Source organism: Streptomyces sp. RG80, from assembly GCF_040446465.1.
Lineage (GTDB): Bacteria > Actinomycetota > Actinomycetes > Streptomycetales > Streptomycetaceae > Streptomyces.
Map to the genome: position 1 here is coordinate 22,263 of NZ_JBEAAJ010000019.1, position 26,259 is coordinate 48,521.

The 26,259-nt window shown below is 71.1% G+C and carries 26 protein-coding genes; 18 read left to right on the forward strand and 8 right to left on the reverse strand.

Going from position 1 to position 26,259, the window contains the following annotated elements:
• Nucleotides 1-40 precede the first annotated feature (40 nt).
• Nucleotides 41-511 carry an RDD family protein gene (locus ABKA17_RS44830; protein WP_353698217.1) on the reverse strand — a complete coding sequence of 157 codons (471 nt, stop codon included), beginning with the start codon at nucleotides 509-511 and terminating at the stop codon, nucleotides 41-43.
• A 200-nt stretch (nucleotides 512-711) separates the two neighbouring features.
• Here ABKA17_RS44830 and glnA point away from each other — a divergent pair, with 200 nt between their 5' ends.
• The 5 genes from glnA (at nucleotide 712) to pspAB (ending at nucleotide 5,648) form a co-directional block, all read left to right on the forward strand.
• Complete coding sequence (gene glnA, locus ABKA17_RS44835) at nucleotides 712-2,121, forward strand: type I glutamate--ammonia ligase (RefSeq protein ID WP_353698218.1); 1,410 nt, start codon at nucleotides 712-714, stop codon at nucleotides 2,119-2,121.
• Between the two features lie 120 nt (nucleotides 2,122-2,241).
• Complete coding sequence (locus ABKA17_RS44840) at nucleotides 2,242-2,499, forward strand: SCO2583/SCO2584 N-terminal domain-containing protein (RefSeq protein ID WP_353698219.1); 258 nt, start codon at nucleotides 2,242-2,244, stop codon at nucleotides 2,497-2,499.
• A 96-nt stretch (nucleotides 2,500-2,595) separates the two neighbouring features.
• Entirely contained in the window at nucleotides 2,596-4,035 is a 1,440-nt protein-coding gene (locus tag ABKA17_RS44845) for a HEAT repeat domain-containing protein (RefSeq protein WP_353698220.1), read from the forward strand.
• Nucleotides 4,036-4,130: 95 nt separating this feature from the next.
• Nucleotides 4,131-5,057, forward strand: a complete 927-nt coding sequence (htpX, locus tag ABKA17_RS44850; protein ID WP_353698221.1) for a zinc metalloprotease HtpX — start codon at nucleotides 4,131-4,133, stop codon at nucleotides 5,055-5,057.
• 6 nt (nucleotides 5,058-5,063) lie between these two features.
• Entirely contained in the window at nucleotides 5,064-5,648 is a 585-nt protein-coding gene (gene pspAB / locus ABKA17_RS44855) for a PspA-associated protein PspAB (RefSeq protein WP_353698222.1), read from the forward strand.
• Nucleotides 5,649-5,685: 37 nt separating this feature from the next.
• Here the strand turns inward: pspAB and ABKA17_RS44860 are convergent, their stop codons facing one another.
• Complete coding sequence (locus ABKA17_RS44860) at nucleotides 5,686-5,970, reverse strand: hypothetical protein (RefSeq protein ID WP_353698223.1); 285 nt, start codon at nucleotides 5,968-5,970, stop codon at nucleotides 5,686-5,688.
• 201 nt (nucleotides 5,971-6,171) lie between these two features.
• Between ABKA17_RS44860 and ABKA17_RS44865 the strand changes: the two genes are divergently transcribed.
• Together ABKA17_RS44865 and ABKA17_RS44870 are read left to right on the forward strand one after the other, a co-directional pair.
• Nucleotides 6,172-6,672 carry a DUF1269 domain-containing protein gene (locus tag ABKA17_RS44865; protein WP_353698224.1) on the forward strand — a complete coding sequence of 167 codons (501 nt, stop codon included), beginning with the start codon at nucleotides 6,172-6,174 and terminating at the stop codon, nucleotides 6,670-6,672.
• Between the two features lie 28 nt (nucleotides 6,673-6,700).
• Complete coding sequence (locus ABKA17_RS44870; protein ID WP_353698225.1) at nucleotides 6,701-8,338, forward strand: phosphotransferase; 1,638 nt, start codon at nucleotides 6,701-6,703, stop codon at nucleotides 8,336-8,338.
• 4 nt (nucleotides 8,339-8,342) lie between these two features.
• On the opposite strand, the gene ABKA17_RS44875 is transcribed toward ABKA17_RS44870, so the two are convergent.
• The 5 genes from ABKA17_RS44875 to ABKA17_RS44895 all read right to left on the reverse strand — a co-directional run bounded on the left by ABKA17_RS44875 (nucleotide 8,343) and on the right by ABKA17_RS44895 (nucleotide 14,086).
• Entirely contained in the window at nucleotides 8,343-9,068 is a 726-nt protein-coding gene (locus tag ABKA17_RS44875; protein WP_353698226.1) for an ANTAR domain-containing protein, read from the reverse strand.
• An 80-nt stretch (nucleotides 9,069-9,148) separates the two neighbouring features.
• Nucleotides 9,149-10,009 (reverse strand): ANTAR domain-containing protein, encoded by an 861-nt coding sequence (locus ABKA17_RS44880; protein WP_353698227.1) that lies wholly within the window; start codon nucleotides 10,007-10,009, stop codon nucleotides 9,149-9,151.
• Between the two features lie 24 nt (nucleotides 10,010-10,033).
• Nucleotides 10,034-11,911: a CheR family methyltransferase gene (locus ABKA17_RS44885; protein WP_353698228.1), complete on the reverse strand. Its 1,878-nt coding sequence runs from the start codon at nucleotides 11,909-11,911 to the stop codon at nucleotides 10,034-10,036.
• 7 nt (nucleotides 11,912-11,918) lie between these two features.
• A complete protein-coding gene (locus ABKA17_RS44890) occupies nucleotides 11,919-12,518 on the reverse strand; it encodes a chemotaxis protein CheB (RefSeq protein WP_353698229.1) in 600 nt (199 codons plus the stop codon).
• Nucleotides 12,519-12,736: 218 nt separating this feature from the next.
• The gene (locus ABKA17_RS44895; RefSeq protein WP_353698230.1) at nucleotides 12,737-14,086 is read right to left on the reverse strand and encodes a DUF2252 domain-containing protein; all 1,350 of its coding nucleotides are present in this window, start codon (nucleotides 14,084-14,086) and stop codon (nucleotides 12,737-12,739) included.
• 223 nt (nucleotides 14,087-14,309) lie between these two features.
• Between ABKA17_RS44895 and ABKA17_RS44900 the strand changes: the two genes are divergently transcribed.
• Nucleotides 14,310-15,497 carry a winged helix DNA-binding domain-containing protein gene (locus tag ABKA17_RS44900; RefSeq protein WP_353698231.1) on the forward strand — a complete coding sequence of 396 codons (1,188 nt, stop codon included), beginning with the start codon at nucleotides 14,310-14,312 and terminating at the stop codon, nucleotides 15,495-15,497.
• 67 nt (nucleotides 15,498-15,564) lie between these two features.
• On the opposite strand, the gene ABKA17_RS44905 is transcribed toward ABKA17_RS44900, so the two are convergent.
• On the reverse strand, nucleotides 15,565-15,873 hold the full coding sequence (locus ABKA17_RS44905; RefSeq protein ID WP_353698232.1) for a hypothetical protein: 309 nt from the start codon (nucleotides 15,871-15,873) through the stop codon (nucleotides 15,565-15,567).
• A 174-nt stretch (nucleotides 15,874-16,047) separates the two neighbouring features.
• Between ABKA17_RS44905 and ABKA17_RS44910 the strand changes: the two genes are divergently transcribed.
• The 10 genes from ABKA17_RS44910 to ABKA17_RS44955 all read left to right on the forward strand — a co-directional run bounded on the left by ABKA17_RS44910 (nucleotide 16,048) and on the right by ABKA17_RS44955 (nucleotide 26,227).
• Entirely contained in the window at nucleotides 16,048-16,407 is a 360-nt protein-coding gene (locus ABKA17_RS44910) for an arsenate reductase family protein (RefSeq protein WP_353698233.1), read from the forward strand.
• Between the two features lie 58 nt (nucleotides 16,408-16,465).
• Nucleotides 16,466-17,269: a hypothetical protein gene (locus tag ABKA17_RS44915; RefSeq protein ID WP_353698234.1), complete on the forward strand. Its 804-nt coding sequence runs from the start codon at nucleotides 16,466-16,468 to the stop codon at nucleotides 17,267-17,269.
• 98 nt (nucleotides 17,270-17,367) lie between these two features.
• Complete coding sequence (locus tag ABKA17_RS44920) at nucleotides 17,368-18,042, forward strand: SCO2207 family protein (RefSeq protein WP_353698235.1); 675 nt, start codon at nucleotides 17,368-17,370, stop codon at nucleotides 18,040-18,042.
• A gap of 397 nt (nucleotides 18,043-18,439) precedes the next feature.
• A complete protein-coding gene (glnII, locus tag ABKA17_RS44925) occupies nucleotides 18,440-19,468 on the forward strand; it encodes a glutamine synthetase (RefSeq protein ID WP_353698236.1) in 1,029 nt (342 codons plus the stop codon).
• Nucleotides 19,469-19,558: 90 nt separating this feature from the next.
• A complete protein-coding gene (locus ABKA17_RS44930; RefSeq protein WP_353698237.1) occupies nucleotides 19,559-20,479 on the forward strand; it encodes a DUF6891 domain-containing protein in 921 nt (306 codons plus the stop codon).
• A gap of 298 nt (nucleotides 20,480-20,777) precedes the next feature.
• The gene (locus ABKA17_RS44935; protein WP_353698238.1) at nucleotides 20,778-21,362 is read left to right on the forward strand and encodes a winged helix-turn-helix domain-containing protein; all 585 of its coding nucleotides are present in this window, start codon (nucleotides 20,778-20,780) and stop codon (nucleotides 21,360-21,362) included.
• Nucleotides 21,363-21,431: 69 nt separating this feature from the next.
• Nucleotides 21,432-22,439: an SDR family oxidoreductase gene (locus ABKA17_RS44940; protein ID WP_353698239.1), complete on the forward strand. Its 1,008-nt coding sequence runs from the start codon at nucleotides 21,432-21,434 to the stop codon at nucleotides 22,437-22,439.
• A gap of 137 nt (nucleotides 22,440-22,576) precedes the next feature.
• Complete coding sequence (locus ABKA17_RS44945; protein WP_353698240.1) at nucleotides 22,577-23,842, forward strand: sensor histidine kinase; 1,266 nt, start codon at nucleotides 22,577-22,579, stop codon at nucleotides 23,840-23,842.
• The gene (locus ABKA17_RS44950; protein ID WP_353698241.1) at nucleotides 23,827-24,480 is read left to right on the forward strand and encodes a response regulator transcription factor; all 654 of its coding nucleotides are present in this window, start codon (nucleotides 23,827-23,829) and stop codon (nucleotides 24,478-24,480) included. The genes ABKA17_RS44945 and ABKA17_RS44950 overlap by 16 nt, the downstream gene beginning before the upstream one ends.
• A 181-nt stretch (nucleotides 24,481-24,661) precedes the next feature.
• Nucleotides 24,662-26,227 carry a DUF1996 domain-containing protein gene (locus ABKA17_RS44955; protein WP_353698242.1) on the forward strand — a complete coding sequence of 522 codons (1,566 nt, stop codon included), beginning with the start codon at nucleotides 24,662-24,664 and terminating at the stop codon, nucleotides 26,225-26,227.
• Nucleotides 26,228-26,259 lie beyond the last annotated feature (32 nt).

Sequence of the window (26,259 nt, forward strand, 5' to 3'; positions counted from 1 at the left end):
GCCCGGAGATCTCTCCGGGCCCCTTCTCGTCGTAGAGACGTCAGATACGGACTTCCACCGTGCGGGCCAGCCTGTCGTGCAGGCCGCGGCCGTCGCGGTCCCAGATCAGGGCCGGGACGGCGATGCACAGCAGGGCGCTGCGCAGGAGGCCGCGCAGCGGGCTCGGGCGGCCGGTCGACAGGTCGACGACGCGCAGACCGAAGAGACGCTTGCCCGGGGTGTAACCGATGGTCCCGACCGTGAGCACGCTCATCACGAGGAAGACCAGCAGCGCCCAGTTCGAGGTCGCCGGGACCTCGTAGCCCTGAGTGATCAATTGGGATGCAATCAGAACGCTCATCGCCCAGTCCACGGCGAGTGCTCCGAGCCGCCGCCCCGGCCGGGCGATGGAGCCCGGCCCCTCCTCCGGCAGGCCCAGCTGCTGCCCCCGGTAACCGAAGTCCACACCGGCTTGCTCGGCGGCCGCGCGGGGCCCCGAGAGCCACGATCCGATTGCTTCCCTCTTGTCCACCCGACCACCGTACTGCGCGCGTTTCGGGATACGGACAGGTGGGGTGAGGCGAACGATGTCCGGTTAACTTGTGCGAAACAAATGGGTCACGCCCGAGAAATCACCCGTCCCTAGGGTCGAGGGCAGCGTGTGCCACCGCACTGGCCGCACGAACGAACTACCACCCCGGCACGGAGCGGGTCGGGAGTAGGAGGAGCTGGATGTTCCAGAACGCCGACGAGGCCAAGAAGTTCATCGCGGACGAGGACGTCAAGTTCGTCGACGTCCGCTTCTGCGACCTGCCGGGCGTCATGCAGCACTTCACGCTGCCCGTCGAGGCGTTCGACCCGGACGAGGAGCTCGCGTTCGACGGCTCGTCGATCCGTGGCTTCCAGGCCATCCACGAGTCCGACATGGCGCTGCGCGCCGACCTGTCGACCGCCCGGGTGGACCCCTTCCGCCGCGACAAGACGCTGAACATCAACTTCTTCATCCACGACCCGATCACCGGCGAGCAGTACAGCCGTGACCCGCGCAACGTGGCCAAGAAGGCCGAGGCCTACCTCGCCTCGACCGGTATCGCCGACACCGCGTACTTCGGTCCCGAGGCTGAGTTCTACGTCTTCGACAGCGTCCGCTTCGCCACCTCGGCGAACGAGAGCTTCTACCACATCGACTCCGAGGCCGGCGCCTGGAACACCGGTGCGGTCGAGAACAACCGCGGTTACAAGGTCCGCTACAAGGGCGGCTACTTCCCGACCCCGCCGGTCGACCACTTCGCCGACCTGCGTGCCGAGATCTCCCTCCAGCTGGCCGCCTCCGGCCTCCAGGTCGAGCGCCAGCACCACGAGGTGGGCACCGCCGGCCAGGCGGAGATCAACTACAAGTTCAACACGCTGCTCGCCGCGGCCGACGACCTCCAGCTCTTCAAGTACATCGTGAAGAACGTGGCCTGGAAGAACGGCAAGACCGCGACCTTCATGCCGAAGCCGATCTTCGGTGACAACGGCTCGGGCATGCACGTCCACCAGTCGCTGTGGACCGGCGGCCAGCCGCTGTTCTACGACGAGGCCGGCTACGCGGGCCTGTCGGACACCGCCCGCTACTACATCGGCGGCATCCTCAAGCACGCCCCGTCGCTGCTGGCCTTCACCAACCCGACGGTGAACTCCTACCACCGTCTGGTCCCGGGCTTCGAGGCGCCGATCAACCTGGTGTACTCGCAGCGCAACCGCTCCGCGGCCATGCGTATCCCGATCACGGGCTCCAACCCGAAGGCCAAGCGCGTCGAGTTCCGTGCGCCCGACTCCTCCGGCAACCCGTACCTGGCCTTCTCGGCCCTGCTGCTCGCGGGTCTGGACGGCATCAAGAACAAGATCGAGCCGGCCGAGCCGATCGACAAGGACCTCTACGAGCTGGCTCCCGAGGAGCACGCGAGCGTCGCGCAGGTCCCGACCTCCCTCCCGGCCGTCCTCGACCGCCTCGAGGCCGACCACGAGTTCCTCCTCCAGGGCGACGTCTTCACGCCGGACCTGATCGAGACGTGGATCGACTTCAAGCGCACCAACGAGATCGCGCCGCTCCAGCTGCGTCCGCACCCGCACGAGTTCGAGCTGTACTTCGACGTGTGATCGGACCGCGGCCGGTTCCCACGGCTGATTCGGCGCCCCCGTCCTGGTTTCTCAGGGCGGGGGCGTCGTCGTATGGTTTCGGGAACAGACGTGCGAGAAGGACCGGCGGGGGTTACGGGGATGGCCGAACAGGACGACCCTGAGCGGGAGTTCGACATCAAGTGGGCCGACGGCGCCGAGCAGAAGGAGCCGTCCGCGCGGGCCCGGATGCTCGCCGCGCGCTGGAAGGAGAACCCTCCCGCGCCCCAGCCGTTCCGTGCCGACGCGAAGCGGGTGCGCCGGCCTCGGTCGCCGTGGACGTCCACGGCCCTCGTCTTCGGATGTGTCGCGGCGGTCATCGTGCTGCTGGGGTACGCGAACTTCAGGGCGCCCTTCTAGACCGTGCGCCGGCCCCCGTGCCGCGTATATCGCGCGACCTGACACGGACCCGCCGCCTACCATCACCGGACACATCGAGGCTGGTCAGGGGTGGGCATGGGCGCGACGGTCGGGGACGGGGCGGTGGCCGCGGAGCGGCTGGCGGACGGGGTTTCGCTGCGGGAGGCGTTCGACACGGGTGATCCGGCGGCCTGGACCGCGCTGGACGCCGGGGCGCGGGCGATCTCCTGGGATTTGGACGTGATCGTGTCGCTGCCGGCCTGGGAGAACACCGTGGGCGGGCGGGCCCTGATCGACACCCTGCGCGGTGGCGGGCCGCTCGGCGAGGAACAGGTCGCCCTCGCCCTGTGCCACCGGGACGGCCGGATCAGACAGGCCGCGCTGGGGCGGGCCGTGGAGTTTCCCGGGCTGCTCCCCCTGCTCGTCGTGCGGTGCTCGGACTGGGTCGCGCCGGTGCGGGAGATCGCCCGGCGGCGGCTGGCGGAGACGCTCGACGCCGAGGCCGCGGTGCGGGTGACGCCCCTCGTGGTCGCGATCGGACGGCGGGACCGGTCGGACTTCGTCACCGGTCTCGTCACGGGGCTGCTGCGGGCGGCGCCCCCGGAGACACTCGCGCCCTTGTACACCGACCCGCGTCGACGGGTACGCCGGTTCGCGTACCGGCTCGCCGTCGAGGAGAGGTTCCTCTCCCCCGCCGAACTGGCCCGTGCGGCCGCCCGGGACACCGACACGGTCGTGCAGTCGCTGTGCGCCGACTCCGCGTTGGCCGCCGTCCCGGACGGCGCCGACGACGACGTACTCGAACCGCTGCTCGCCGCCCGTGGTCCGCTGGCGCGGGCCGCCGGGGTCACCGCGTTGCGGCGGGCCGGGCGGCCGGAGCGGGGGGCGCGGTTCCTCGGGGACCGGTCGGGGATCGTGCGGGCCTGTGCGCGGTACGTCGTACGGCAGGGCGGGATCGATCCGCTGCCTTGGTACCGGGAAAGGTGTGCCGACGGCCGCGACGACCTGTCACCGGGCGTCGTGATCGGGCTCGCCGAGTGCGGGGAACGGCCGGACGCCGAGCTGCTGTGGCCGCTCCTCGACCACCCGGCGGCGGGGGTGCGGTCGCGGGCCGTGGCCGGGCTGCGGGTGCTGGACAGGGTGGACGTACGGCGGTTGCGGGCGCTGCTCGACGATCCGGCGCCCGGGGTCGTGCGCGAGACGACCGCCGCGCTGCTGCCGTACGCGGACCAGCTGTCCGCCGAGGCGCTGATGACGCGGCTCGCGGTGGAGCGGCCCCGCGCCGTGCGGGTCGCCGCGTTCCGGCTGCTCCAGGCGCATGACGGGCTCGTGGCCCTGCGGGCGGCCGTCGCGCTGGTCGACGATCCGGACGACAGGCTCCGGGGCCGGGCCCGGCGGTCGGCGCAGCGGTGGAGTCCGACGGCGGACGTGCCGCGCGGGACGGCGGAGGTGGGTGAGCTGCTGTACCGGGCGCGGGATCTGTTCAGCGAGGACGGGCTGAAGTGGCGTCTGTGGGAGGCCGGCGTCAAGGCCTGAACCTTTGCTGGTCCTAGAGGTGATCACGACCGCTTCATGGTGGGGCCGGGTGCACACTGGCAGTGGGGCGAGTGCCTGACTGCGGGGTGATGCAGATGCAGAGCCGTTTCCGGAGCGATCGGCGGCTGACCGTGCGGATGGCGGTCACGCTTTTTCTGCTCGGGCTGCTGTACGTGGGCTTTGTCGCCGCGTTGATCGTGTTGCTAAGGTCCTGGGTGCTCGTCGCGGTCGTGGCCGCGGGGATGCTGGGCGCCCAGTACTGGTTCTCCGACCGGGTCGCACTGTTCGCCATGCGCGGGCGGGTCGTGGAGCGGGAGGAGTACCCGGAGTTGCACGGGGTCGTGGACCGGCTGTGCGCCATCGCGGACATGCCGAAACCGGTGGTCGCCGTGTCGGACATCGACATGCCCAACGCCTTCGCGACCGGCCGGAACCCGGACCACGCCGTGGTGTGTGTGACGACGGGGCTGCTGCGGCGGCTGGAGCCCGAGGAGTTGGAGGGCGTGCTGGCGCACGAGCTGTCGCACGTGGCGCACAAGGACGTCGCCGTGATCACCGTCGCGTCCTTCCTCGGTGTCCTCGCGGGACTGATCGTGCGGTTCGCCTTCTACTCGCAGATCTTCAGCGGGCGCAAGGACCAGAACACCGCCGTCGTCTTCGCCGGGGTCATGGGCGTCTCCGCCGCCGTGTACGCGATCAGCTTCCTCCTCATCCGGGCCCTGTCCCGGTACCGGGAGCTGGCCGCCGACCGGGCCGCCGCGCAGCTGACCGGACGGCCCTCGGCGCTGGCCTCCGCGCTCACCAAAGTCTCCGGGGACATCGCCAGGATCCCGACCAAGGACCTGCGGACGGCGCAGGCGTTCAACGCCTTCTACTTCACCCCGGCCCTCGGGTCCGAGCCCGGCATCGCCCGGCTCTTCTCCACCCACCCGAGCCTGGCACAGCGACTGGATCAACTGGGCCGGATCTCCACCGAGTTGGGTGAGGCCGTGAGGCCGGGGAACCCGGGGAAGGCAGATTGAGAAGACATGGGGTTGCTGGACATCCTGCTCGGACGGACCAAACCGGTCGCGCCCGATCTCGACCAGCTCTTCGCACTGCCGTCGGCGGCCGTCACCCTGGAGGCCGCCGCGGGGTTCACCCCGACCGGCAGCGGGGCGGTGTGCTTCGCCACGGTCGAGGGCGCCGCGTTCGAGCAGACGCACCGGGAGGTGCAGGCGCTGCTGGACGCGGACGCCGACCGCGAGGGGCCGCCGGTCCTGCTGCGACGCGACGAGTACGGCTACTCCTGGCTGGTCTCCGAGCGGGGCGCCGACGAACTGCCCCTGCTGGTGAACGACCTGCACGCCGTGAACTCCTCGATGGAGGTCAACGGCTTCGGCCCGCAGCTGCTGTGCTCGCTTGCGGGCTTCCGGGACGGCGAGGGCCGCACGCTCGCGCTGGTCTACCGCTACAAGCGCGGCACCTGGTTCCCGTTCGCGCCGCTGCCCGGCGGTGGACAGCGGCGCGACAACGCGCTGGAACTGCGGGTCAGGGCGGCCCTCGGGGACGATCTGCGGGTCGAGCAGGATCTGAGCCGCTGGTTCCCGGTGTGGGGCGCCCCCGGCCTGTGACCGGGCGGCGCCCCGAAGGGAGTCCCTCGGGAAGGACTCACTTGCCCTTCTTCTCGCGCTCCTGACGGCGGGACTCGAAGGGGCGGTCGCGGCGGTAGCGGCGCTCCCACTTGGCCTGCTTGTCCCGGCGGTCGCGGTACGCCCGGTAGTCACCGGGCACGACCCCGGACGAGGAGCCGCCGCGCGACGAGGACGTCGAGGACGGGCCCCGGCCGTACTGCATGTAGAGGAAGAGCACCGCGGCGGCGGCGAGCCAGTAGACGCTGTTTCCGAATCCTAGGACGACCAGGACCGCGGCCCCGGCCATGACGATGGTGCCCATCACGGGCCTCCGTGTACGTGGGTGGGTGAGCAGCAGAGTAGCCCCGCGTCGGCCCGGTGAAACCGGTCCTGCGGCAAGCGGTGGGGAGCAGCTCCGCGATGCGTGTCCAGCGTAGGGAGCCGGTCACTCGGCGTGCATCTCCTTTTCCCGCCGCCTAGAGTCGGGCGAACAGGAAGAATCCACACACAAGGGGTATTCCGGATGAGTGATCTCTTCGTCGTCGCCTATGACGACCTGGCCACCGCCGACAAGGTCCGCGACAAGGTCGTCGAGCTGTCCAAGCAGCATCTCGTCGAGCTGGAGGACATCGTGGTCGTCGAGCGGCGCGACGACGGCAAGATCAAGCTCCACCAGGCCGTCAACCACACCGCCGTGGGTGCCGCCGGAGGCGCGCTGTGGGGTGGCGTGATCGGTCTGCTGTTCCTCGCCCCGCTGCTCGGCGCCGCGGTGGGCGCCGCGGCCGGTGCCGCCGGGGGCGCGGTCACCGACACGGGCATCAACGACAACTTCATGAAGGAGCTGAGCCAGAATCTGCGTCCGGGCGCCGCGGCCCTGTTCGTCCTGGTCAAGCAGGCCGCCCAGGACAAGGTGATCCCGCAACTCACCCCGTTCGGCGGCCAGTTGGTGCAGACCTCGCTGAGCCAGGCCGACGAGGAGCATCTGCGGGAAGCGATCAGGGCGGCGCAGAAGTCGGCTGCCTGACGCCGGGCCGCCGTGATCGAATGAGGGCATGCTCTCCGACTTCACGCTCTCCGACTTCACGTTCGATCACGGCGAGGAACGGCTCAGCGGGGTGTACGGCGGCGGTGGTCCGGACCGGGCCACCGCCGTTCTGCTGCACGGGGCGGGCAACGGCAGCAAGGAGCGGCTGCTCCCGCTGCTGGCGGAGTTCCTGGACCGCGGCCTCGGCGGGCTCGCCCTGGACTTCTCCGGGCACGGCGAATCCACCGGAGAGCTCCGGGAGTTGAGCCTGCGTCGCCGCTTCGAGCAGGCCGTCGCGGTGATCGACGCCCGGGTGCCCGCGGACGGGCCGCTGGTCCTGATCGGGTTCAGCATGAGCGGGCAGACGGTGGCGGATCTCGTACGGCACTACGGCCGGCGCGTGACGGCGGTCGGGCTGTGCTCGCCCGCGGTGTACGCCGCCGAGGCGTGGGACGTGCCGTTCGGGGAGGGTGACGGGCGGTTCAGCGAGATCCTGCGGACGCCGGACAGCTGGCGCGGCTCGCCCGCGCTGGAGGGCCTGCGGGGGTTCGAGGGGCGGGCGGTGCTCGCGGTGCCGGGGCAGGACGCGGTCGTCCCGTCGGCGGTGACGGAGGCGGTCCAGGAGGCGCTGTCCGCGCGGGCCCAGTACACCCGACTCGAACTCCCGGACGCCGACCACTTCCTGGGCCTCTGGCTCCGCGACCACGCCGACGACCGGCGGGAGTTCGTCGACCTGCTGCTGGTGGAGGGCTGGACGGCGACCCGCGGCTGGGTCGCCAAGCAGCTCCCGGCGGGCCGTACGGTCACCGACTCCCGTTTCCTGTCCGGCGGTTGGACCTCGCAGATGCGCGGCCTCACCCTCGACGACGGCACGGACCTGGTGCTGCGGTCCTTCGTGAAGCCCTTCTTCCGGCATCACGCGCCGGGCCTGCTGAACCGCGAGGCGACGGTCCTCACCCTGCTCGCCGAGGAGGACGGCATCCCGGCACCCGGACTGGTCGCCGTGGACGCGACGGCCGAACACGCCGACCATCCCGCCCTGTTGATGACCCGGCTGCCGGGCCGCGTCCGGGTCGACGAGGAGGACCTCGTACGCCGACTGGACCTGCTGGCCGCCCAGTTGGTGCGGATCCACGAGGTCGTACCGGACGAGAGGCCGCGCGCCTATCAGGCGTGGACGTCGCCGGAGCGGGTGCGGGCCCTGCACGGGGCGATGTGGGAACGGGCCGTGGACGTCATCCGGCGCGATCCGCCCTCGTACGAAGGGGTCTTCCTGCACCGGGACTTCCATCCCGGGAACGTGCTGTTCTCGGAGGACCCGCGGACGGGTGACGGTGTGCGGATCAGCGGGGTCGTCGACTGGGTGGAGACCTCGTGGGGGCCGGCCGACCTGGATGTCGCCCACTGCTCGACGGCGCTCGCGCTGCTGCACGGGCCGGAGCACGGACTGGCGTTCCGGGACCGGTACGAGGCCCACGGCGGGCGTCGGCTCGCCGACGGGGAGGACCACTTGTACTGGCGGCTGCTGGACTCCCTCGGCTACGCCCCCGACGCGGAGAAGCTGGCCGGCTCGTGGCGCGAGCTGGGGCGGACCGATCTGACGCCCGAGGTGCTGGGCGGGCGGCTGGCGGCCTATGTGGGCGGGCTGCTGGAGCGGTACGCCTGACGGCTCAGTCGGCGCCGCGCAGGTCCAGCCGCTGCCGTACGACCTCCCCGGCCACGTCCGTCAGCCGGCGCCGGTTCGAGCGGGCGTGGACGCGCAGGATCTGGAAGGCCTCGTCGACCGTGACGGAGAGCCGGGCGGCCAGCATGCCCTTGGCCTGTTCGATGACGATACGGCTGGTCAGGGCCTGGCCGAGCTGGTCGGCCAGGGCACGGCTCTCGCGCAGTTCACGGTCGCGTTGGAGGGCCCAGCCGGCGGCATCCGTGAGCGCCTGGGCCAGCCCCAGCAGTTCGCGGGAGAGCGGGGTGCGGCCGGAACCCAGCAGGACCAGGGCGCCGGGGGTGGCGGCGCCGACCCGGAGCGGCAGTGCGGCGGCCCTGCCGTAGCCCAGCGCCCGGGCCCGGGCCGTGTAGCGCGGCCAGGTGCGGCGGGCGGGCTCCTCGTCGAGGGCGGTGTCCGGAACCGGGCGGCCGGTGCGGCGGGCCTGCGGCCCGGGACCCTCGCCCCACTCCACGGCGTCGCGCGCCAGCCGCAGCAACTCCTCGCCCGTGCCGGCCACTTGGGTCGCAGCGCGCTCGTCGGGCGCGTACAGCACGATCGCGGCGCCGTCGCCGAGCAGGCCGTTGCCGTGGTCCGCGAGGACCGTCAGGAGCCTGGACGGTTCGGTGACACCGCAGGCGGCGAGGTCGACGAACGCTTGTGCGATCCGCTGCTGCGACAGAGGCATGATCATGGAGTTCCTTCCCCTCTCGGACCCGGCCACGGACTCCCGCCCGCAGCCTTCCCTGCCCACACCCCTGGTGTCTCCCCGCCTCAGCCGAGGTGCAGTTCACCCCGCAGGATCCGTGCCGCCACGGACCCCGCCGAGGTGCCTTCCGCGAAAGCGTGTGCCCTGATCAGCTCCAGCGCGTCGGCCACCGCACAGTCCTGTTGTACGGCGACCATGCCGGCCGCCTGGTGCACCGCGGCGCGCAGGTCGACGGCGCCGTAGAGGCTGGGATCGCCGTCCGGCGTCAGGATCATCGAGCGGGTGAGGGCCTCGGCGACCTGGGCGAAGGCGGCCGGGCCGTAACCCGGCCCGGGATCGAAGACCGCGAGGGCGCCGACGCAGATGTCCGCGAGGCTGAGCGGTACGGCGGCCACCTCGGTGATGCCGAGCTCGCCGAGGGCGGCGCCGTAGCCGGGCCAGCGGGCGGTCAGCGTCGCGCCGGCCGCCGACACCGGACGGGCCTCGCGGGTGGCGTCCCGGGCCGGCCCCTCGCCCAGCAGGAACTCCAGCTCCTGAGCGGCGCGGGCCGGCTCGTTGGACGCGGCCAGAGTGGTCTGGTCGAGCGTGGCGCCGACGAGGGTGAGGGCGGCGCTGTCGGTGCCGCAGGCCGCCGCGACACCGGTCATGAACAGGGGCTGCGGGCTGTCCTGCGCCTTGGCCCAGACGGCCAGGCGGGCCACGTAGTCGTCGTGCAGCCGGGCCGCGGCCAGATGACAGGAGGCCGTCGACCGGTGGACGGCGGCGATGCGCGCGTGGGCGTCCCTGAGCAGCTCGGTGGGGGCCGTTCCGGCGAGGGCCGTGTGCCGGTCGGCGCAGCTGGTCTCGTGAGCCGAACGAGCTCGAGCCGCGGCGGCTCTCCGCTCCGCGGAGGCCACGGTGTCCGAGGCCCCTCCTCCGGTGGCCATACCGGAATCGTACGCCCCGGGTGCTCAGGCGAGAGCGTCCGTCCGGCCTTCTTCCATGAGCAGGACGACGCCGCCGTGGTACCCGTCGAAGGGGCTGCAGTGCACCAGGCAGTTGATCGCCCGGCCCAGCCGGTTCACGGCGGGCACCGAGAGCGGGGCGCCGCGCCGGCCAGCTTCGACGCAGCGCAGGACGGTCTCGCGCAGTTTCTCGGCGGGCAGCCCGAAGTCGAGGTCGAAGAAGGGCTGGTCGAGGACCTCGTCGGGGCGCAGACCCCACATGTCGACGGCGCCCCGGTTCCAGCTCTTGACCCTCATGGACTGGTCGAGGACGACGATCCCGGCGCCGATCGAGGTCAGCACCGCCTCCAGGAAGGCGCGGGCCTCGTCCAGTTCCTCGGTGCGGACCCGCATCTCCTCGTTCATGGTCTCCAGTTCCTCGTTGCCGGCCTGGAGCTCTTCGTTGGTGGTCTCCAACTCCTCGTTGGTGGACTGGAGTTCCTCGTTGGTGGTCTCCAGTTCCTCGATGCTGGACTGGAGCTCTTCGTTGGTGGTCTCCAACTCCTCGTTGGTGGACTGGAGTTCCTCGTAGGCCGTCTCCAGGTCCTCGCGGACGCGCTTGATCTCGGACCTGAGATGGGTGGCGACCGTGACATCGCTGAAGGTGATGCAGGTGGCGGCCGCCGGACCGTCGGCGCCGGCCAGTGGCTGGACGACGATGTCGAAGTACTGGACGTCCTCGGCGATCCGGCGTTCGACGCCGTTGACCCGCAGGGTGCGCCGCTCGTGGGTGGCCTGCTCGATCAGGGAGCGCAGCTCCACGGGCCGGTAGGAGAGCTCCAGGTCCTGGAAGGGGCGCCCGATGTCGGCCGGGGTGAGGCCGAACTGCGCGCGGGCCTGGCTGTTGACGAGGACGACCGTGCCGCCCCCGTCGACGGCCAGGGCGGCGTTGGGCGCGGCGTCCAGGATGAGGTCACGCATCTGCCGGTGCCGGGCCGCGGAGTGCAGTTCCGCGCTCATGCCGGCCCTGAGCTTCATCGGGGCGGGCTGGTACGGCGTCACGGCCTCGCCCGGACGGCGCCGGAACATCCGCTGGCGCACGCTCATCACGTCGAACCGGTCGGAGTCGTTGAGCAGCATCTCCGCCTTGCCGAGGAAGAGGAAGCCGCCCTCGCGCAGCGCGAAGTGGAACCGGTCGACGATCTGGGTCTGCGCCTCGACGTTGAAGTACATCAGCGTGTTGCGGCACACCAGCAGGTCGAGCCGGGAGATCGGGGCGTCCCGGGTGATGTCGTGGCGGCCGAAGATGACCCGCCTGCGCAGATCGGAGCGGAAGCCGTGGCGGGCGCCGTTCTGCTCGAAGTACCGGTCGCGCAGTTCGGGTGCCAGGGCGGCGAGGGACTTGGCCGAATAGAGTCCGGCCCGGGCGTCGCGCAGGGCCTCGTCGTCCACGTCGGTGCCGTAGATCTTGACGCGTTCCAGGGTCTCGTCGAGGCCCAGCGCCTCGGCGAACATCATGGCCAGCGAGTAGGCCTCCTCGCCGCTGGAGCTGCCCGCGCTCCACACCCGGATCTCCTCGTCGCCGTTGCTCTGCGCGAGCAGTTCGGGCAGTACCTCGCGCTGGAGGAAGTCCCAGGCCTCGGTGTCGCGGAAGAAGGAGGTGACGTTGATCAGGATGGTGTTGAACAGGGCGTCGAATTCACCGGCGTTGGTCTCCAGGAGGTCGCGGTAGTCGGTGTACGACGGCACGCGCGCGTCGGCCATCCGCTTGCGGATCCGGCGTCCCAGTGAGGACCGCTTGTAGCCGGTGAAGTCGAAGCCGCGGGCATCCCGGAGGAAACCGAGGAGTTCCTCCAGATCCTCGTCGGCTTCCGCATCCGGCTTTCCGTCACCCGTGCCTGCCACCACTGCTCTACTGCCTCTTGGTCTCGACGAGTCCACGGATCACCGCGGCGATCTCCCCCAGAGGTAGCACGAAGTCCACTGTTCGCGTACCCACGGCAGCCTCCGGCATGCCCCTGAACTCAGCCGTTCCGGGATCCTGGACGATCACGGTGCCGCCGCGCTCCTTGACCGCGCCCACGCCCATCGCGCCGTCCCGCCCCGTCCCGGTGAGCACACAGGCCACGGCCCGCGGCCCGTACGCCCCGGCGACCGACTCGAAGAGCAGGTCGGCGGAGGGCCGGACGAAGTGCACGAGCTCGGAGTCGCTGAGGGTGAGCCGGCCGTCGGGGGCCGCGAGGAGGTGCCGGTCGGGCGGGGCGATGTAGACCGTCCCCGGGCGGGCCCGCTCATGATCCTCGGCGAGCTTCACCTCCAGCGATGTGCGCCGGCCGAGTACCTCGGCGATGACGGTGCGGTGCCGCGGATCGAGGTGCTGCACGACCAGCACCGGCACCGGCAGACCGGCGCCCAGGTCACCGAGGAGCGTGACGAGGGCGTGGATACCCCCGGCCGAGGCGGCTACGGCCACGACGTCGAAACGGTCGCCGGACGGTGCGTCGGAGTGCACGCGGCCAGCGTAGGCCTGCCGGGGGACCCTGCGCATGCACGGTCGTCGCTCGTGCAGGCCCGGTCGGAGGGGCAGGTGCCGGGGGGCCGGTCGGGGAGGGGGCGGTCTTTTACGGCGTCGGGCTTTTAAGGGGCCGGGCTTTTGAGGGTCGGGCTTTTAGGGATCGGGCTTTCAAAGGGGTCGGTCTTTCAAGGGCCGGTCTTTCAAGGGGTCCTGTGTCAGATCTCGGGGGAGGCTCTCACCACGCCCGCGGCGATCGCGGCGGTCAGCAGGGCGTGGTCGTGGGTGGTTCGGTCGGCGTAGGTGCGGGCGAAGTCGGCGACGGCGTGGTCGAAGGTGTCGGAGGCGCCGAGGTAGGCGGCGATGGCGACGCGGTCGCCGGAGCGGGCGTGGGCGCGGGCGAGGGCGGTGCCGCAGAGGCGGGCGTAGGCGGTGAGGTCGGCGGGAGTCATGCCGGCGATGTCCGCCGAGCCCTTCATGTCACGCAGCTGGCGCCAGTAGAAGGCCCGTCCCTGGGGCCCGGTCATCCAGCCCAGGAAGATGTCACTGGCCGCCTGGAGCAGCCGCTGCCCGGCCACGACCCGGTGCCCGGGATGGACGTAGGGCCCGTGCGGCAGGTGTTCCTCCAGTACGGACTGACGCGCCTCCTTGATCTGGAGGAACAGCGGGTCGTCGGCGTCCCGCCCGGCGAGCAGCACGATGAAGCAGCGGGTGCCGACGCTGCCGACGCCGACGACCTTGCGGGCGGCGTCGACGAAGCGATAGCGGTCGAGCAGCAGACGGCGCTCCTCGGAGAGCGTGGAGCGGTAGTCGCTGAAGATCTTGCGCAGCGCGGCCATGTCGGGGGCGCCCGCGGGTTCGAGCAGCGGCGGGTCCTGGATGATGCGGCGGCGCCCGTCGACGACCTCCGTCAGCTTGCCGAGGGCGTGCAGGCTGGTGCGGCGGCGGGCCCGGGTCAGGCTCGACTCCACCCGCCTGCGGTGCCGGGCGGAGCGGACGAGCGGCAGCAGACTGTCGGCGTCGATCCGCTCGTACCAGACGGCGAGTTCGCCGAGCCGGGCGAGCCGGTGGACGGCCGTGCGGTACGCCGCCGTCGCCTCCAGGGCCGCGCGGTGCGCCTTGGCCTCGCTGTGGCCGTTCTCCCGGGCGGCCACGACGACGCTCGCGGCGAGCCGTTTGACGTCCCACTCGAAGGGGCCGGGGAACGTCTCGTCGAAGTCGTTGAGATCGAAGAGCAAGGAACGCTCGGGCGAGGCGTACAGCCCGAAGTTGAGCAGATGGGCGTCGCCGCACAGCTGGACGGTGAGCCCGGTGTGCGGCTGGGCGGCGAGGTCGGCGGCCATGACCGCGGCGGCGCCGCGCAGGAAGGCGAACGGGGAGGAGGTCATCCGGCCGTACCGGATGGGCAGCAGTTCCGGGAGCCGGTCCCGGCCCTGCCGTTCCAGTACGGCGACGGGGTCCGGGCGGTCGACGGCGGGGATCCAGGCGGCGTGCGCGGAACGGGCGACCCGTTTACGGGCGGCGCGGCCGCGGGCGGCGCGCTCGTCGGGGCTTCCGGGGGTACTCATCCCCCGCCCTGTCCGCACATCGTGCCTCCCGGATCCGCCGCCACCTCCTGATCGCAGGGAAGCCCGGGACACGGGCCCGCGCATGCCGGGCACGGCGATCGGGTGACGGGGGTGGTGGTCAGTGGCGTCCGGCAGGACGCCCACACGGGGCCGATGACGGGAGTGATTGTCAGTGGTGTCCGCCAGGATGCCCACACGGGTCGGGTGACGGGCGGAGGCCGGGATGGGCAGCGGGAAGCAGCGGCATGTCGGGGTGGCGGAGCGGCGAGCGCGGCTCGGGGTGCGGCACCGGCTGGCCGCGGCGGCGCGCGCGGCGCGACCCGAGGAGGTCGCGGAGACCCTTGTCGCGCTGCACGGGTCCGATCCGGCGGCCGTGTATCTGGCCGTGGGGGCGCGGCTGGCGGAGCCGGCCAGGACGGTGGCCGAGACCGAGCGGGCGCTGTACGACGACGGCACGCTGGTCCGTATGCACGGCATGCGGCGGACGGTGTTCGTGTTCCCGACCGAGCTGACCGCGGTCGTGCACGCCTCGACCGGCCTCACGATCGCCGCGCGGGTGCGGGCCGCGCTGCTCAAGGACATGGCGAAGGCCGGGGCGCCGGACGCCGCCTGGCTGGCGGCGGTCGAGGAGTCGGCGCTCGCCGCACTGGCGCGGCGCGGCCAGGCGACGGCGGCCGAACTCGCCCAGGACGAGCCCCGGTTGAGGGAACAGTTCGTGTACGCGGCCGGGAAGAGCTACGAGGGGGTGCACACCGTCTCGACCCGGCTGCTGATGGTGCTGGGCGCGGAGGGGAAGGTCGTACGGGGGCGGCCGCTCGGGTCCTGGACGTCCTCGCAGTTCCGCTGGGCGCCGGCGCCCCCGCATCCGGAGCTCGACGTGGCCGGGGCGCAGGCGTCCCTGCTCGAACGCTGGCTCACGGTGTGCGGGCCGGCCACCGAGGACGACCTCAAGTGGTGGACGGGATGGAAGGTGACCGACGTCCGGCGGGCCCTGGGCGCGATCGGCGCGGAGACGGTGGCTCTCGACGACGGCACGGGGTGGGTGGTGGCCGGGGACACCGAACCGGTCGCCGGGCCCGCGGAGCCCTGGGCCGCACTGCTGCCGGGGCTGGATCCCACGGCGATGGGCTGGCAGGGGCGGGACTGGTATCTGGCGCCGGAGCTGCGGCCCCTCCTCTTCGACCGCAGCGGCAACGTCGGGCCGACGGTGTGGTGGGACGGGCGGGTGGTGGGGAGTTGGGCACAGCGTGCCGACGGGGAGATCGTCTGGCGGGTGCTGGAGCCGGGCGGTGTGGGGCGCGAGGGCGAGGCGGCGATCGCGGTGGAGGCCGAGCGGTTGCGGGGCTGGCTGGGGGCGACGCGGGTGACACCTCGGTTCCGGACGCCGCTGGAGCGGGAGTTGGGCGGCTAGGAGTGCCCGCCGACGCTCCGATCAGCGCCGGGCGCCCCGGTCAGCGCGGGGCGCCCGGCGCCATGGCTCACCGCGAGTAACGCATCAGCGCGCGCACCATGTGGCACGTCGTGTCCGACGGCGGATGGACGCCGATCGTCTCCGCCGTGGTACGTATCGTCTCGTTGCGGGCCTGGTTGGGCAGGTACACGCCCGAGTCGAGCAGGGCGATCGCGAGCCGCATCGCCTTGAGGCGGCGGTTGTGCGTGATGTACCACTCGCGCGGACGTCCCGACGGCAGCGGGCGCTTCTCCACGGGTGTGTACGGCAGGTCCAGCAGCACCGGGCGCTGGACGGTCGACTGGGTGGGCATCGGCTTCAGTGCGGCAGCGGGCACAGGCATCCTCCTGTCGCGGTCAGGGTCTCCACCGAAGGCCTCGGCGCCCCCGGCAACACCCTCGAACACTGCTTCTATTCTACCCGCCCCCACTGACAAAAGGCCCTGGCCACAAGGGCTTTCGAGGGTGCTGTGACGCAGGTGGAGAACGGGTTTTCGCGTACCGTGGGCGGCATGGAGATCTGGATCAACCCGGCCTGTTCCAAGTGCCGCAGCGCCATCAGCCTGCTCGACGCCGAGGGTGCCGAGTACACCGTCCGCCGCTATCTGGAGGACGTACCGAGCGAGGCCGAGATCAGGGACGTGCTCGAGCGTCTCGGCCTCGAGCCGTGGGACATCACCCGCACCCAGGAGCCCGCCGCCAAGGAGCTCGGGCTCAAGGAGTGGGCCCGGGACGAGTCGGCGCGGGAGCGGTGGGTCAAGGCGCTCGCCGAGCACCCCAAGCTGATCCAGCGGCCGATCATCACCGCGCAGGACGGCACGGCGGTGGTCGGCCGTACCGACGAGGCGGTACGGGACGCTCTGTCCAGGTAGCCAACTGATTGTCCGGCGGCGGGAGTTCGGCACCCGAACGCTGTTACCCTCCGCCGCCATGAGCTTCGGTGATCAAGGAACGCCGTACGGGGCCGTGGACCCGTACACCCAGTGGGTGGTCGAGCAGGAGCGGATACGCCGGCGCCGTCGCACCCGGCGTGCGGCGGCCGCGGGGACCGGCGTCGTGCTCGTCGCGGCGCTCACCGCGGGCGCCGTGCTGTACACGGGCGGAGACGACGAGGAAGGCCGGGCGGCCGCTCCCCCGTCCTCGACCGCGTCGCCGGTCCCGTCCGTCACCGCATCGCTGCCCTCCGACGCCCCGAGTTCCCTGCCCTCGCTGCTCTCCCGGCCCGTGATCCGCCCCGAACAGGCCTTCCCGGCGAAGAGCGTGCGGCTGGCGGACGGTTCCCGGTACCAGCGCGTCGACCTGGCCACCACCGCCGACTGCTCCGAGGGCGTGGCACCGGAGCTGTCTGCGCTGATCGAACAGGGGCAGGGCTGCGAGCGGTTGACCGCCGCGCTGTTCACCGACTCCGAGCGGCGGTCCCAGGTGACGGTGACCGTGCTGAGCTTCCGCCGGGTCGAGGACGCCTCGACCGTTTTCGCGATGGCCTCGATGGACCCGGTGACCTATCAGACGGTGTCACTGGATCCGCCGCCGGAGGCGGGGCTGCCGACCGTGCCGCCCGGGTCGGCCGGGGTGTTCCGGCGGGTGATGACCGTGCGGTCCGTGGTGTTCGCGAACGGACAGTGGGGGGACGGGTCGGAGAGCGACGAGGCCGCGATCACCCGGCAGACCGAGGACCTCCTCCGGTACGCCGATGACAACGTCGTGGCCTACGAGGACCCAAGTTCCGTGTGACGCAGGTTACTTCGGTGACTCCTGTAAACCGCTGAGTAACCTCGTTCGGTATCTCGTACATAGCGGCGTACGCTCCCCTACCTCTTCAGGAGGCGCGCATGTCGCGTAGGAGAACTGTCAGTACGGGCAAGAAGATCGCGCTGCTGGTCGGCGCGGCGGCGGTGGCGGGCGGTGGGGCCTTCGTCATGGCGAGCACCTCCAACGCCTCGCAGGCTCCGCAGAAGGTGCAGACCAAGGCGGACTCGTCCGTCTGTCAGGGGCTCGCCACCGCGCTGGGCAACAACCAGAAGTTCATCGACGGCCAGCGGGCGAACCCGGACGCGCAGTCCGAGGCTCGGATCGCCAACCGTGAGGCGGTCATCGCCCAGATCAAGGTGCAGCAGAAGGCGTCCGGGTGCGCCGTTGGGGAGTCGGCTCAGGACTCCCAGACGGCCCAGCCCGCCGCGCCGGCCGCGCCGAGCACGCCCGCGGCCTCCGCGGGGAACGGCGGGAACGCGGGGAACGCCGGTGCGGGTGCCGCTTCGGGGCAGCAGGTCTGCAACGGCTCCACCGTCACCCTCTCCGGGGAGGGCGGGGCGCCCGCCGCCTCCAGCAACCAGTTCCCGGCGGGGACGAAGCTGAAGGTCACCAACCTGGACAACAACAAGTCCACGACGGTCGAGGTCACCTCGGTCTCCGGCAGCTGTGCCCTGTTGAACAACGCCGCCTTCGAGCAGGTCCGTGAGCCCGGGAAGTTCCTGATCCGGCGGGCCCTGATCGAGAAGGTGGGGTGAGGTTCACGGCCTAGGAACGCGCCACAGGTCCTGCTGCTCGCGGCCACGATCGGCAGGACCGGCGCGTGGGGCCGGTCACCGGCTTCGACACGGAGGGGAAGTCGGCGGCCGTCTCCCCGAGATCCCCAACCGCATCGCATACGAGCCGTCGCGGTCCGGTGCTCGGCGGCTGTGAACAGGGGTTTCTGTCGGCTTTCTGTGTCGGGGCGCGCACGGCGGCCGCCCTCACGGCGTGAGACGCGCCACAGAACCACCAGGTAACACGGGGTTCACATTCGAGCAATGATCGGGAAATCGCCTGTTGACAGGCTGCCGGGCATCAAGCGCGGCGTTTCAGTGCCGCAACGCCGCAAGCACCCGCGTGCGCCTAGAGACCCACCCCCGAAGGATGTGGCCCGTGACCTTCAAGGCTGAGTACATCTGGATCGACGGCACCGAGCCGACGGCCAAGCTTCGTTCGAAGACCAAGATACTGGCCGACTCCGCCAAGGGCGCCGAGCTGCCGATCTGGGGCTTCGACGGTTCCTCCACGAACCAGGCCGAGGGTCACTCGTCCGACCGTGTGCTGAAGCCCGTCTTCTCCTGCCCGGACCCGATCCGCGGCGGCGACGACATCCTGGTCCTGTGTGAGGTCCTCAACATCGACTTCACGCCGCACTCCTCCAACACCCGCGCCGCGCTGGCCGAGGTCGCCGAGAAGTTCGCCGCTCAGGAGCCGATCTTCGGCATCGAGCAGGAGTACACCTTCTTCAAGGACGGCTACCCGCTCGGCTTCCCCAAGGGCGGCTTCCCGGCCCCCCAGGGCGGCTACTACTGCGGTGTCGGCGCCGACGAGATCTTCGGCCGTGACGTCGTCGAGGCGCACCTGGACAACTGCCTGAAGGCGGGCCTGGCGATCTCCGGCATCAACGCCGAGGTCATGCCCGGTCAGTGGGAGTTCCAGGTCGGCCCGGTCTCCCCGCTGGAGGTCTCCGACCACCTGTGGGTCGCCCGCTGGCTGCTCTACCGCACCGCCGAGGACTTCGGCATCTCCGCCACCCTGGACCCCAAGCCGGTCAAGGGCGACTGGAACGGCGCGGGCGCGCACACCAACTTCTCCACCAAGGCGATGCGCGAGGGCTACGATGCGATCATCACCGCGTGCGAGTCGCTCGGTGAGGGCTCCAAGCCGCTCGACCACGTCAAGAACTACGGTGCCGGCATCGACGACCGTCTGACCGGTCTGCACGAGACCGCCCCGTGGAACGAGTACTCCTACGGTGTCTCCAACCGTGGCGCCTCGGTCCGTATCCCGTGGCAGGTCGAGAAGGACGGCAAGGGCTACATCGAGGACCGCCGTCCGAACGCCAACGTCGACCCGTACCTGGTGACGCGTCTGATCGTCGACACCTGCTGCTCGGCGCTGGAGAAGGCCGGCCAGGTCTGAGCCTCGCACTCGTAAGCTCCTTGAGGGGCGTCCACCTTCGCGGTGGGCGCCCCTCACCGCGTTGTCAGTGGGGCGTGCGATGGTTCAGGCATGGAGATCGACGGGGGCCTGGCCATCAAGGTCGGCACGGAGAACGGGCAGTCGTACGCGCGGATTTCGGCGGAGCGGCTGCGGGAGCTGGTGCACCGGATCGGGGGCGCGGACGACCACTTCCTGGTCGTGCAGCGGATACCGGACCGGCCGGCGGTGTTCATCCAGGTCGCCCACGAGCCGGGTGGGGTCTACGAGTTCCAGCACCGCACCGGCTCCGTCCCCCACATGTGGGTGACCGAGGTGACGGACCCGGACCTCGTCGCGGACGTCATGGCGCGCTGGGCACGGCAGGAGAAGGACTGGGACGCCGGGATCGACTGGCAGCGCGACGAACTCGGGGCGCCCGGGGAGGTGCCCGCCCCCGATCCGGAGGTCGCCGCCGAGGCCGAGCGGTATGTGCGCGAGGCGCTCGCCGACGGCTACCTCGGCATCGAGAAGATCATCCGCGAGACGGTGTACATGGTGGAGGACCGGCTCAACACGGCCCAGGCCCGCCCGCTCGTGGAGCGGTTGTGGCTGGAGCAGGTCGAGGAGCAGGAGACCTGGACGGACATCACCGACCCGGACCGGTTGGAGCGGGCGTTCGCGGCCCTGGAGCGCGGCGGCATCGTCGCGCGAGAGAACTTCACCTGCTGCCGGAGCTGCGGGATGACGGAGATCGGCGCCGAGCTGGCGGACACGGAGGGCGCCCGGGGGTTCGTCTTCTTCCACTACCAGTGCACGCGCGGCGCGGCCGAGGGCCATGGGCTCACCCTGTACTACGGCGGGCTGGAGAACTCCCCGCAGGCCTCCAGAGCCGTCGGCCACGAGGTCGTCGCCGCCCTCGACTCCGCGGGGCTGTCCACGGAGTGGGACGGCGATCCGGACAAGGCGATCACCGTCGCACCCCTGATCTGGCGCAAACGCCTGGTGGGGTGACGCACGCAACGTCGGTTTCGGGTCAAGGAAGCGTCCAAGCAGTGAGAGGAGACTGCTGTAACGGGGCTGTGTCTGCTTCAATGAGCGCATGACCGGCTTCCAGAACCCCAGCGCGACAGGTCGCCATGACCTCGAGCCGTTCTGGCCCTCCCGTCAGCACCATGACTTCGACCGGGTGTGTTGCCGCGCGATGAACGCGCCGGCCCTCTAAAGCCGTACACCCCTTCGGCCTTCGGCCTGCGCGCAGTCGACGTACGTCCACCGACGCACCTTCTCGCGCGAAAAGAGCTGACCTGTCATGGCGACCACTCGTTCCCGTTCCCTGTCCGCGGCCCCTCTCTCCGACGCCGCCCTCCACGCCCCGTCCGAGGGCGGTGCCCGGCACCGGCTCCGGGCCGTCGGTCCGGACGACGTCCCGGACCTGGTGGACTACCTGCCGCCGGGTGCCACCCTGCTGCCCGCTCCCCCGCACACCCTGCCCACCCTGCCGGGCCGGCCGCCGATGATCGGCTACCTGGTGCTCGTCCCGGCCGACCGGCAGCCGCCCCGGCCCGCGGGCGAGGTCGACGCGATCGGCGCGCTCGGCGGCGACCCGCTCGTCCGCATCGACACCGTGCAGCGCACCGCCGAGGTGAACGGCGCCGAACTCGACCTCACCTACCTGGAGTTCGAGCTCCTCGCCCACCTCGTCGCCCACCCGCACCGGGTGCACACCCGCGACCAGCTGGTCACCACGGTGTGGGGGTACGGACATGTGGGCGACGGCCGTACCGTCGACGTCCATATCGCCCGGCTGCGCCGCAAGCTGGGCGTCGAGCACCGGCAGGCGATCCAGACGATCCGCCGGGTGGGCTACAAGTACGCCCCGCCGGCCGGGCGGTGACACCCGCGGTCGTCTGCTGACGGCAGACAGCCGTTCCGTTCGGCCGCCCGACCGTACAGAGTCTGTGTCATGAGACTTCTGGTGCTGGGTGGTACGGAGTTCGCGGGACGGGCCGTCGTCGAGGCGGCCCTCGGGCGCGGCTGGGACGTGACCGTGTTCCATCGTGGCCGGCACGCACCCGTGGCCGGAGTGCGGTCGCTGCGCGGCGACCGCACCGCGCCCGACGGGCTCGCCGCGCTCGCCGGGACCGAGGACACCTGGGACGCCGTCGTCGACACCTGGTCGGCGGCGCCGCACGCGGTGCGGGACACGGCCCGGCTGCTGCGGGACCGCGCCGGGCGGTACGTGTACGTGTCGAGCTGCTCGGTGTACGCCTGGGCGCCGCCCGTCGGATACACCGAGGACGCTCCCCTGGTGGAAGGCGCCGCCGCCGACGCCGGGCAGAGCGACTACGCCCGGGACAAGCTGGGCGGCGAGCTGGCCGCGACCGAGGCCTTCGGCGCGGACCGCTCGCTGCTCGTCCGGTCGGGGCTGCTGATCGGGCCGTACGAGAACATCGGGCGGCTGCCGTGGTGGCTGAACCGGATCGCGCGGGGTGGCCCCGCGCTGGCGCCCGGGCCGCGGGAGCTGCCGCTCCAGTACATCGACGTCCGTGACCTCGCCGAGTGGGTCCTGGGCGGCGTGGAGCAGGAGTTGCACGGCCCGTACAACCTGATGAGCGAGCGCGGGCACACCACCATGGGCGCCCTCCTCGACGCATGCTCGAAGGTGACCGGGGGCGACGCCGAGCTGCGGTGGACCGACCCGGACGTGGTGCTCGGCGCCGGCATCGAGCCGTGGACCCAGCTGCCGGTGTGGGTGCCGCCGGGCAGCGACCTGCACGCGGCCCTGCACAGTGCCGACGTCTCGCGGGCCCTCGCGGCGGGGCTGCGCTGCCGTCCCGTCGAGGAGACGGTGGCCGACACCTGGAGCTGGCTCCAGAAGATCGGCGGAACCGCGCCCCAGCGCCCCGACCGACCCGCGGTGGGCCTCGACCCGGCGGTGGAGGCGAAGGTGCTGGGCCTCGACGGGGCGTGACCCGGGGGCGCCGAGGGGACGTCCGCGGGACCGCAGAGGGACCGCCGAGGGACCGCCGGGGGTGTATCTGACACCACCCCCTGATCGGGTGGCCAAGCCCCGTGCCCCCGCCCCGTCCCCTCGGCGAGACTGCTGGCATGGACATCGAGACACAGGACGGCAACGGCCGTACCGGGGCAAAGGGCATGGCGCTGGCGGCGCTTCGGGGGTTGGGACTGGCGCTGGTGACGCTGCCGGGGGCCGTGCTCTGTTTCACGCTCTCGATGGTGTCCCTCGCGCTCATCCCGATCGGCGTCGGCATCGTCACCACGCCCTGGGTGCTCACGGGGGTGCGGGCGTTCGCGGACTGGCGGCGGGTGCTCGCCGCCGAGTGGGGCGGGGTGCGGATCCCGTCGACGTACCGGCCGATCCCGAAGGACGCGAACCCGTGGGCGCGCACCTTCGGCATGCTCCGGGACCCGGCGACCTGGCGGGACCTGCGGTGGTTGCCGGTCGACATGACGGCGGGCTTCGTCACCGCGCTGCTGCCGGCCGCGCTCGTGCTCTATCCGCTGGAGGGGCTGGCGCTGGCGGCGGGGCTGTGGCGGGTGTTCCCCGACGGGTACTGGTACGGGTTCGTGCCCGTCACGGGGCAGGCCTCCGCGCTGGCCGCCGGTGCCCTCGGGCTCGTCATCCTCTTCTTCGCGCACTTCTTCACGTCCCGGGTGTTCCAGGCGCACTTCCGGCTCACCCGGGTCGTCCTGGGCGCCGGTCAGGGTGAACTCGCCGAGCGGGTTCGGGTGTTGACCGAGACCCGGCGGGACGCCGTGGACACCTCGGCCGCCGAGCTGCGGCGCATCGAGCGGGATCTGCACGACGGGGCGCAGGCCCGGCTGGTCGCCATGGGCATGGACCTGGGCACCATCGAGATGCTCCTCGACAAGGACCCGGAGAAAGCGCGGGAGTTGCTCGCGCAGGCCCGTAAGTCGTCCGTGGACGCCCTGGCCGAACTGCGCGACCTGGTGCGCGGGATCCATCCGCCGGTGCTGGCCGAGCGGGGACTCGGGGACGCCGTACGGGCGTTGGCGCTGCGGCTGCCGCTGCCCTCCGAGGTGACGGTGGAGCTGCCCGGGCGGGCGGACGCGCCGGTGGAGTCGGCGGCGTACTTCGCGATCAGCGAGGTCCTCACCAACGCCGTGAAGCACTCCGGCGCCGACCGGCTGTGGGTCGACCTGCATCACGCCGAGGGCATGCTGCGGGTCACCGTCACCGACGACGGCAGGGGCGGTGCGGTGATCGGGGCGGGCTCGGGTCTGGCCGGGGTCGAGCGCCGGCTCGGTACATTCGACGGCGTCCTGGCCGTCAGCTCTCCCGCGGGCGGTCCCACCATGGTCACCATGGAGATCCCTTGCGTGTTGTCCTAGCCGAAGACCTGTTCCTGCTGCGCGACGGACTGGTCCGGTTGCTGGAAGCCCATGACTTCGAGATCGCCGCGGCCGTCGAGTCCGGCCCCGAGCTCGCCCGGGCGCTGGCCGAGCTGGAGCCGGACGTCGCCGTGGTCGACGTACGGCTGCCGCCGACGCACACCGACGAGGGGCTCCAGTGCGCGCTCGACGCCCGGCGGGCCCGGCCCGGGCTTCCGGTGCTGGTGCTGTCGCAGCACGTGGAGCAGCTGTACGCGCGTGAGCTGCTGGCGGACGGCACCGGCGGGGTGGGGTATCTGCTGAAGGACCGGGTGTTCGACGCGACGCAGTTCGTGGACGCGGTGCACCGGGTGGCGGCGGGAGGGACGGCGATGGACCCGCAGGTGATCCAGCAGCTGCTGACCCGGCGGGCCGCCGCCGACCAGCCGCTCGGCCGGCTTACCGCCCGGGAGCTGGAGGTGCTGGAGCTGATGGCTCAGGGCCGCTCCAACGCGGCGATCGCGGGACAGCTCGTCGTCACAGAACGGGCCATTGCCAAGCACACCTCCAATATCTTCGCCAAATTGGGCCTGGAGGTGTCGGACGACGACAATCGACGCGTACTGGCGGTCCTGGCCTATCTGGACCAGGGCCGGTGACAGTTCGCTGATTCTGTGTAACTTCCGCTGCTCAGGCCGCCGTTGAGACCAGGCGGCCGAGCAATCCTCTGATTTGTTTGTGGGACGGCTGAACACCCGTGGGACGGCGTCCGTATGGAACTGCGCCGCTTCACTCCTGTCGGGCGCCTCGATAGCCCCGCAAGGAAGTCAGAGGAGTTCCATGGGACGCAACAATCGCAAACGCCGTACGTCGATGACCACCAAGGTCGTGGCCGGGTCGGCAGCCCTAGCGCTCGGTGGGGGCGGGCTTGTCTGGGCGAACTTCTACGCTTCGGCGCATGAGTCGAACTCGGGACAGAACCAGGTGAAGGCCGCCGGGGCACAGATCGCCACGATCCAGTGCCCGGATGTCGGCCAGAAGCTGACGAACGTCCCGAACGGCGCCCGGTCCGGCGTGAGTACGGAGCTGGCGAATCTGGACAAGCAGATCACCGAGGCATACGCCCGACTCGCTTCGACGCGCCAGGCGCAGACGAACGACTCGGGCTTCGTCCAGAACGCGATCCTCGGCCCGCTCAAGGACAAGCGGACCGCGGCTCTGGACCGGATCCGAATCAACATCCAGCGCTCCGGCGGCGCCAACCCCAACCTGGGCCAGTTCGCCGCGTGCACCGGAGTCCCTGCCCAGCAGACCAACGCCGGTCAGAACAACGGCGGTCAGCAGCAGAACGGCGGCCAGCAGCAGGGCGGTCAGCAGCAGAACGGCGGCCAGCAGCAGGGCGGCCAGCAGAACGGTGGCCAGCAGAACGGTGGCCAGCAGCAGGGCGGTCAGCAGCAGAACGGCCAGGGCGGCAACGGCCCGGTGGCCGCGGACTTCGTGGACATCACGAAGGTCCAGGGCAACGCCCAGCTGGGCGTCGGCGCGAACGGCCTCCCGGCCAACGGCCAGTCCGGTTCGCGAGGCACCTTCACCACCAAGTGCGGCACCAACGGGAACGACAACCACAACACGGACAACGTGATCGTCGCCCCGGGTGTCTCCAACGGTGCCCACCACCTGCACGACTACGTCGGCAACCAGAGCAACGACGCGTTCGCGAGCGACCAGGAACTGGCCGGGGCCCAGACCACGTGCCAGAACCAGGGCGACAAGTCCTCGTACTTCTGGCCGGTGCTGCGTCTGCAGGACGGCACGCAGGACTTCGACCAGAACAACGACGGCGGCGGCAAGGAGGGCAACGTCGGCAAGATCCTCCAGCCGGCCCAGGCCCAGCTGAAGTTCGTCGGCAACAAGAAGGGCAATGTCGTCGCGATGCCGACGGCCCTGCGCATCATCACCGGTGACGCCAAGGCCTTCGTCAACGGCAACGCCAACGCCAACGTGAACTGGTCCTGCACCGGCTTCGAGAACAAGGTCCAGCTGAAGGACAAGTACCCGATCTGCCCGCAGGGCAGCCAGGTCGTCCGCACGACCAACTTCCAGAGCTGCTGGGACGGCCAGAACATCGACAGCGCCAACCACCGCACCCACGTGGCGTTCGTCCAGGCCGACGGCACCTGCGCCAACAACTTCAAGGCGATCCCGCAGCTCCAGGTCCGGCTGGTCTACAACGTTCCGGCCCCGAAGCTGCAGAACGGGACGGTCGTGAACCCGTACGCGGTGGACACCTTCCCGGAGAACATCCACAAGCCGATCACCGACCACAACGACTTCATCAACTTCTTCTCCGCGAACACGATGAACAAGATGGTCAACTGCATCAACACCGGCAAGAAGTGCCAGTGAGCTAGCGCCTGAGCAATGAGAAGGCCGGCGGT